Source organism: Agrococcus sp. Ld7 (genome assembly GCF_045064095.1).
Classification (GTDB): domain Bacteria; phylum Actinomycetota; class Actinomycetes; order Actinomycetales; family Microbacteriaceae; genus Agrococcus.
The window spans coordinates 38909-45620 of the sequence record NZ_JBISGY010000024.1 but is presented as its reverse complement, the minus strand read 5'-3'; the positions used below and the strand labels follow the sequence as shown (position 1 = coordinate 45620).

General features: G+C 73.1%; 7 protein-coding genes. 1 reads left to right on the top strand and 6 read right to left on the bottom strand.

The annotated features are described in order from the left end of the window. Nucleotides 1-27: 27 nt before the first annotated feature. The gene (locus tag ACJJVL_RS04580) at nt 28-1290 is read right to left on the bottom strand and encodes a glycosyltransferase (protein ID WP_405217137.1); all 1263 of its coding nucleotides are present in this window, start codon (nt 1288-1290) and stop codon (nt 28-30) included. Between the two features lie 34 nt (nt 1291-1324). Here ACJJVL_RS04580 and ACJJVL_RS04575 point away from each other — a divergent pair, with 34 nt between their 5' ends. Further along, nucleotides 1325-1774 carry a hypothetical protein gene (locus tag ACJJVL_RS04575; protein ID WP_405217136.1) on the top strand — a complete coding sequence of 150 codons (450 nt, stop codon included), beginning with the start codon at nt 1325-1327 and terminating at the stop codon, nt 1772-1774. Between the two features lie 52 nt (nt 1775-1826). Here the strand turns inward: ACJJVL_RS04575 and ACJJVL_RS04570 are convergent, their stop codons facing one another. From ACJJVL_RS04570 to ACJJVL_RS04550, 5 genes are all read right to left on the bottom strand, one after another. Further along, complete coding sequence (locus tag ACJJVL_RS04570) at nt 1827-3287, bottom strand: amidase (protein ID WP_405217135.1); 1461 nt, start codon at nt 3285-3287, stop codon at nt 1827-1829. Then, nucleotides 3284-3679, bottom strand: coding sequence for a hypothetical protein (locus ACJJVL_RS04565; RefSeq protein ID WP_405217134.1), 396 nt, complete (start codon nt 3677-3679; stop codon nt 3284-3286). The genes ACJJVL_RS04570 and ACJJVL_RS04565 overlap by 4 nt, the downstream gene beginning before the upstream one ends. Before the next feature lie 80 nt (nt 3680-3759). Next, entirely contained in the window at nt 3760-4461 is a 702-nt protein-coding gene (locus tag ACJJVL_RS04560; RefSeq protein ID WP_405217133.1) for a uracil-DNA glycosylase, read from the bottom strand. Next, entirely contained in the window at nt 4458-5168 is a 711-nt protein-coding gene (locus tag ACJJVL_RS04555; RefSeq protein ID WP_405217132.1) for a Type 1 glutamine amidotransferase-like domain-containing protein, read from the bottom strand. The genes ACJJVL_RS04560 and ACJJVL_RS04555 overlap by 4 nt, the downstream gene beginning before the upstream one ends. 37 nt (nt 5169-5205) lie before the next feature. After that, nucleotides 5206-6543 (bottom strand): aspartate aminotransferase family protein, encoded by a 1338-nt coding sequence (locus ACJJVL_RS04550; RefSeq protein WP_405217131.1) that lies wholly within the window; start codon nt 6541-6543, stop codon nt 5206-5208. Between the last annotated feature and the right edge of the window lie 169 nt (nt 6544-6712).

The window sequence follows — 6712 nt, the reverse complement described above, 5'->3', positions numbered from 1 at the left end:
CCCCCGCCCCGTCGGGCGGGGCGGGGGCTAGGCGGAGCGGGCTCGCACCGTGGTGCGGTAGAGCTGCTCGAGCTCGAGGGCGACGTCCTGCCAGTCGCGACGACTCGCGGCTCGCCGACCTGCGAGCCCGAACTCCACCTGCAGGTCGACATCCTCGAGGATCGAACCCACTGCCTGCGCCCACTCCATCGGGTCGCGGCCGTCGACCAGGATGCCGGTCTCGCCGTCAATGACCGATTCCATCAGCCCGCCGACGCGCGCGGCGACGACCGGTGTGCCGGACGCGGATGCCTCGAGCGGCACCAGCCCGAACGATTCCGTGCGGCTGGGCACGACGACGACATCCGCCGCGTCCAGGAGCTGCGCGAGGGCGACGCGGTCGACGCTGCCGATGTGCCGCACGCGGCGCTCGACACCGAGCTCGCGCGCGAGGTCGTGCAGCGAGTCGAGGTAGCGCTCCGAGCCGGGCGTCGCGTCCCCCGCGAGCACGAGCGTCGCACCCGGCAGGTGCTGCAGCATGCGCACGGCGAGATCCTGCCCCTTGAGGGGCTGCACTCGGCCCACGCAGACCACCAGGTCGTCCTCGGCGCGCACGCCGAGCCGGTTGCGCACCTCCAACCTGGCGCGCAGCGAGGCCGGCTGGAAGAGCACGGTGTCGACGGCGGGCGGCACGAGCCAGACCCGCTCGGCTGACGCTCCGACGCCGTCGCACAGCACGTCCACCTCGGCACGCGAGACCGCAGCGATCGCGTCGACCTCCCCCGCCAGGTAGCGCTCGGTCAGCAGCCGCCGCTCCGGCTCCGGCCGATCGTCATCGCCGATGCTGCGATTCTTCTCGGCCGCGAGCGTGTGGAAGGTCTGCACGATCGGGATGCCGAGCGAGAGCGAGACGGGCAGCGTCGCGAGCCCGGAGAGCCAGTAGTGGGCGTGCAGCACGTCGTAGGGCTCGGCGACTGCCAGCGCGGCACGCTCGACCTGCTCGCCGAAGGCATCCGCGAGGTTCGGCAGCTCGTGCTTGCGGACGATGCCGCCGCCGGTCTCCAGCGCGCAGAGCGTCACGCCCGGCGCAAGCGACTCCGTGTGCGGCGCGCCCGCGGAGCGCGTGAAGATGTCGACCCGATTGCCGCGCGCGGCGAGCGCCATCGCGCTCTCGAGCACCAGCACGTTGAGCCCGCCTGCATCGCCCTTCCCCGGGCGATCCGCGGGCGAGGTATGCATCGACACCAGGGCGACCCGCAGCGGCGTCTGCGCGGGCGCTGCGTCGAGCTCGCCATCCGGATCCGGGCACATGCCATCAGCGTATCCGCGCGCTATCGTCGGCGTCATGGCAGATCGCGGATCCGGCGCACTCGCCGCCGTCGGCACCGGCCTCGGTGCGCTCGGCCGCAGGGTCGGCGGGCCCGCGTTCCGCGCCGTCACCGCCCCGCCGGTCGCCAAGGCGGGCGCGACCATCGCGACGCAGGCGGCGCGGCTGTGGGGCCGGATGCTGGGCGGCACGGAGCGCCGAGTCGGCGATCTGACGGTCGTGACCGGGTTGCCGAGCTGGGCGTTCGGCCGCGGCGGCACGACGATCGGCGCCACCTACCTCACCGCCGCATCCGACTCCCCCGACGTGCTCGAGCACGAGGAGGTGCACCGTCGGCAGTGGCAGCGCTACGGCCTCTGGTTCATCCCGATGTACTTCGCGGCGGGCATCGAGGCCACGACGAACCGCTTCGAGATCGAGGCCGGGCTCACCAAGGGCGGCTATCTGCCCAAGCGCCGACAGGACTGACGCCGGGGCATCCGCAGCGCATCCGCGAGGACTACCCTCGCATCCGCGAGACCTACGCTCGCATGCGCGAGACCGCGCGCTCGACCCAGGGGATGCGTCGCTCGAGCTGCCGGCCGATGGCGAGCAGCGACGCCTCCTCCCCCGGCCGCCCGATCAGCTGCACCCCCATCGGCAGCCCCTCGACGGTCTCGTGCACGGGCAGCGAGATCGCCGGCAGCCCCGTCAGGTTCACGAACGACGTATGGGGCGTGTGCAGCACCTGCGCGTGGAAGTCGGCTTCGCCGTCGTCGCTCGGGTACCAGTCGAGCTGCCGGGGCGTGAGCGCGGTCGTGGGCGTGAGCACCGCATCCCACGGCGCGAACGCGGCGAGCACCCGGCGCTCGTACTCGGTCGCCCACAGCTGCGCGCGGGCCAGGCCACCCGCGGTGAGGCGGTCGCTCGTGTCGATGATCCAGCGTGCGAGTGGTTCGAGGAGCTCGCGCTCGGCGGCGGCGATCGGGATGGTCGCGGCACCGCCTCGCCACAGGTCGGTGAACGCGGCCGGGTAGCCCGCGACGCCCGGCACGCCCAGGTCGCCCGCGGCATCCGGCAGCGCAACCTCGCCCACCTCGTGACCGAAGGCCTCGAGTGCGGCGATCGTCACGTCGACGGCATCGGTCGCCTCCGGGGCGATGCGGATGTCGGCGGCCGAGTCCCAGGGCGTGCCACCGGTCAGCACCGCGATGCGGAATCGCCCCTGTCCCCGCATCGCGGCGGCGAGCAGCGAGCCATCGTCGCGCTCCGGGGAGCGCAGGCTGAGGGCGTGGGGTGTGACGCCGTTGACGCGGCCGATGAGCGCGTCGGTGAGCAGCGCCACGTCGACGACGGAGCGGGCGATCGCCCCCGCGGTCGAGAGCCCGCCGACCTGGCCGATGCCGCCCTGGCCGGGAATGCGCCCGCGCGTGGGCTTGAGCCCGACGAGACCGCAGGTGGCGGCGGGGATGCGGATCGAACCGCCGCCGTCGGAGCCCGGCGCGAACGGCAGCAGCCCCTGCGCGACGGCCGCGGCCGCGCCGCCGGAGGAGCCGCCCGCGTGCAGCGAGGCGTGACCGGGCAGCGTGGTGGCGCCGTGCAGCGCCGAGCGGGTGTAGCCGGCGAAGCCGAACTCGGGCGAGGCGGTGCGGCCCAGCACCACCCCGCCGCCGTCGTCGAGCACCTGCGCGATCGGGTGGGTGTGGTCAGCGACCTGCCCCGCCAGCGCGCGGCTGCCCATGCTCGCAGGCTGCCCGGCGCGCGGCGTGAGGTCCTTGTCGGCGAAGGGCAGCCCGTGGATGATGCCGGTGCGATCGTCGGCGCGGTCGGCCGCCCGGGCGCGCTCGAGCGCGAGCGCCGCGTCGATGTGCACGAACGCGTTCGCCTCGTCGAGGCGGTCGATGCGGTCGAGCAGGTGCTCTGCGAGCTCGACCGCGCCCAGCTCGCGCGCATGCAGCTGCCGCCACAGCTCCAGCGCACCCAGCTCGTGCAGCCCGCTCATCCGAAGAACCTGCCTGCACGGCGCTGCAGGCGCTTGCGCTCGGTGCGCTCCCGCATCTGCTCGCGCGACGCGTAGTTCGTGAGCTCGCGGAACGGATCGCGCCCCACGAAGCGCGGCGGCTCGGCGAGGATCGCCGCAATCGCCTTCTCGAGCTCCCAGTACTCGCCGATGCGCGTGCCCTGCCCCGGATTCATATGCCGCAGTCGGGCGTCGAAGCGCACCTCGCCGCGCACCTCCACCTGGATGACGAAGCCGCGCGTGGCGCCCGCGACCGACACCATCCAGAAGCCCGGCCCGAGGTCGGTGACGGTCGCGCGCACATCGCTCGCGGCCGCCGCGGCCTGCATGTCGGTGCGCTCGCGCTGATCGCGCCACTGGTCGAACTCGCTCACGGCACCATGGTGCCGTACGGCGCCGACACGCCACGCCGTCAGAGCCGGCGATGCCGCGCGGGTCGCGAGCTGGAGCAGCGTCAGCTCGCGGGGATGCGCCAGTCGATCGGCGCGCTGCCCTGCTGCTCGAGCGCCGCGTTCGCCCGCGAGAACGGCCGAGAGCCGAAGAAGCCGCGGAACGCGCTCAGTGGTGAGGGATGCGGCGAGGCGATGATCGGCACACGCTCGAGCATCGGCGCCAGCTGCTGCGCGTGCGCGCCCCAGAGGATCGCCACGAGCGGCAGCGGCGCGCCGTCGGGGCCGCGCCGCGCGACCAGTGCGCGGATCGCCGCCTCCGTCACCTGCTCCCAGCCCCAGCCGCGATGCGACTGGGTGAGCCCCGACTCGACCGTGAGCACGCGGTTCAGCAGCAGCACGCCCTGGTCGGCCCAGCTGGAGAGGTCGCCGTGCGCGGCCGGCTCGATGCCGAGGTCGTCGTGGAGCTCGCGGTAGATGTTGCGCAGCGACGGCGGCAGCGGGCGCACATGCCGCTCGACCGCGAACGCGAGGCCGATGGAGCGACCGGGCGTCGGGTAGGGGTCCTGACCCACCACGAGCACCCGTGCATCCGCCATCGGCCGCTGGAAAGCGCGCAGCACCGCGTCGCCGGGCGGCAGGTACGGCCGGCCGGCGGCGACCTCGGCGCGCAGCCGCTCGCCGAGCGCGTGCACGACCGGCTCGACGGGTGCGAGCGCCTCCGCCCACCCCGCATCGACGAGCTCGGCGAGCGGCCGCGTGCTCATCCCGCGAGCACCCCCACGCTCACTCGCTCGCCATCGCGATCCGCGGTCCAGACGCTCCCGTCGCCGGCGACCTCGAGGCCGCCGTCGCCGATGATCAGCGACGTGCACTCATCGATCGCTACGACCCGCTCGGCGAGTCCGGCGTGCACGATCGCGACGGCGCGCGAGAGGGTGCCGTGCTGCGCCGCATGCACGTCGACGACGAGGTCGATCAGCCCCAGGCCCGCGTCGAGCGTGACATCGTCGAGCCCCTCGGCGCTCGACTGCGGGCAGACCGGCACGTCCCCGATGCGCCAGCCGCCCAGCAGTGCCACGTCGCCGGCGATCATCGAGCCCGCCGAGAAGCCGGCGTAGGGCACCCCTGTGGAGACCAGGCCGCGGATCGTGTCGGCCGCCGGCATCACGGCCGCGTGGTAGCCCGGGGTGAGGCCACCGCCGACGAAGATGCCGTCGGCGCCGCCCAGATCGGTCGGCAGCAGCGTGCGCTCTGCGGTGAGCTGCACGATGCGCACCTCGCCGGCGCCGAGCTGCTGCAGGTCGGTGCGGTAGTCGTCGTGCCAGCTCGCGCCCTCGGCCTCGTCAGCCGCCCACAGCACGACCGCGATCGTCGGCGGTCCGCCCGCGCGCTCGCGCGCCTCGTCGACGAATCGGCCCGTCCAGCGCGATTCGTCCTCGGCCCAGCCGCCGCCCAGCAGATGAATGCTCATGCCTCGAGTCTGTCAGCCCGGGCGGCGGCTCGTCGCCTCACCCGTGCGCGGCGAGCACCTCGTCGAGGATCGCGAGCCCCGCACGCGCGTCCTCATCGCTGATCACCAGCGGCGGCACGACGTGGATGCGGTTGTCGGCGCCGAAGGGCACGTAGCCGCGCTCGAGCAGCGCCGCCTTGATCGACGCGATGACGGATGCGTCCACCGGCTTCCGGCTCTCGCGGTCCTCGACGAGATCCAGCGCCCAGAACACGCCGCGGCCGCGCACCTCGCCGATGATCGGGTGGCGCTCTGCCATCTCGCGCAGGGCCGGGCCAAAGACCTCCTCGCCCAGGTGCCTCGCGTGCTCGACGATGCCCTCCTCGGTCATCGCGTCGATCGACGCCACGATCGACGCGGCAGCGAGCGGGTTGCCCGAGTAGGTCAGGCCGCCCGGGATCGCCCGCTCGCGGAACGTCGCCAGGATCTGCTCGCTGATGATGACGCCGCCGACCGGCACGTAGCCCGAGTTCACGCCCTTCGCGAAGGTGACCAGATCGGGCTTGACGACGTCGTGCTGGTGCGCGAACCAGTAGCCGGTGCGGCCGAAGCCCGCCATCACCTCGTCGAAGATCAGCACGATGCCGAACTCATCCGCGAGATCGCGCAGCCCCTGCAGGTAGCCGGGCGGCGGCAGCAGGATGCCCGCCGTGCCAGGCACCGCCTCGACCAGGATCGCCGCGAACGTCGAAGGCCCCTCCGCCTCGAGCACGCGCCTTGCGTGACGCAGGGCGCGCTCGCACTCCTGCTCCTCGGTCTCGGCCCAGAACTCGGAGCGGTACAGGAACGGCCCGAAGCAGTGCACGTGCCCGGTCGCGTACTCGTTGCCGACCCGCCGGTGGTCACCGGTCGCGTTGATCGCCGAGCCGGTGTTGCCGTGGTACGAGCGGTAGTGCGAGAGCACCTTCGCCCTGCCCGTGTGGATGCGCGCCATCCTGATCGCGTTCTCGATCGCATCCGCACCGCCGTTGGTGAAGAAGACGGCAGCCATGCCATCGATCTTCGACAGGATGCGCTCCGCGGCCTCACCGCGCGCCAGGTTCGTGGTCGGCGGCGCGACGGTGGCGAGCTCCGCCGCCTGCTGCTGGATCGCCGCGACGACCTTCGGGTGCGAGTGCCCGATGTTCGTGTTGACGAGCTGGCTCGAGAAGTCCAGGTACTCGCGGCCCTCGTAATCCCACATCCGCACGCCCTCTGCGCGAGCGATCGTGAACGGATTGACCTGGCCGTGCTTCGACCAGGAGTGCAGCACGAGCTCATCGAGCTCGCGCGCGCGGTCGCCGTCAGCCGGGTTCAGCGATGGCGCTGCAACGGATGCGTCATGGATCTGGGTCACTGTCGTGCTCCTTGAGGATGGGGCGATGCAAGGGGATGCCGGCGACGCACCCTTGCGGATGTCACCACCGGCTGCGCTGTCGGTGTCTCGCCAGCGTAGTACGCGGCGCAGGGCCCAGACGGGCCCCGCGCGGCGATCGAGGAGGGCTCGGTTGCCCCGGCGCGGCGTC

What these genes read in the sequence shown, in the direction of transcription:
- ACJJVL_RS04580 (WP_405217137.1), bottom strand. Translation starts at nt 1,290, where the DNA reads ATGTGCCCGGATCCGGATGGCGAGCTCGACGCAGCGCCCGCGCAGACG.
- ACJJVL_RS04575 (WP_405217136.1), top strand. Translation starts at nt 1,325, where the DNA reads ATGGCAGATCGCGGATCCGGCGCACTCGCCGCCGTCGGCACCGGCCTC.
- ACJJVL_RS04570 (WP_405217135.1), bottom strand. Translation starts at nt 3,287, where the DNA reads ATGAGCGGGCTGCACGAGCTGGGTGCGCTGGAGCTGTGGCGGCAGCTG.
- ACJJVL_RS04560 (WP_405217133.1), bottom strand. Translation starts at nt 4,461, where the DNA reads ATGAGCACGCGGCCGCTCGCCGAGCTCGTCGATGCGGGGTGGGCGGAG.
- ACJJVL_RS04555 (WP_405217132.1), bottom strand. Translation starts at nt 5,168, where the DNA reads ATGAGCATTCATCTGCTGGGCGGCGGCTGGGCCGAGGACGAATCGCGC.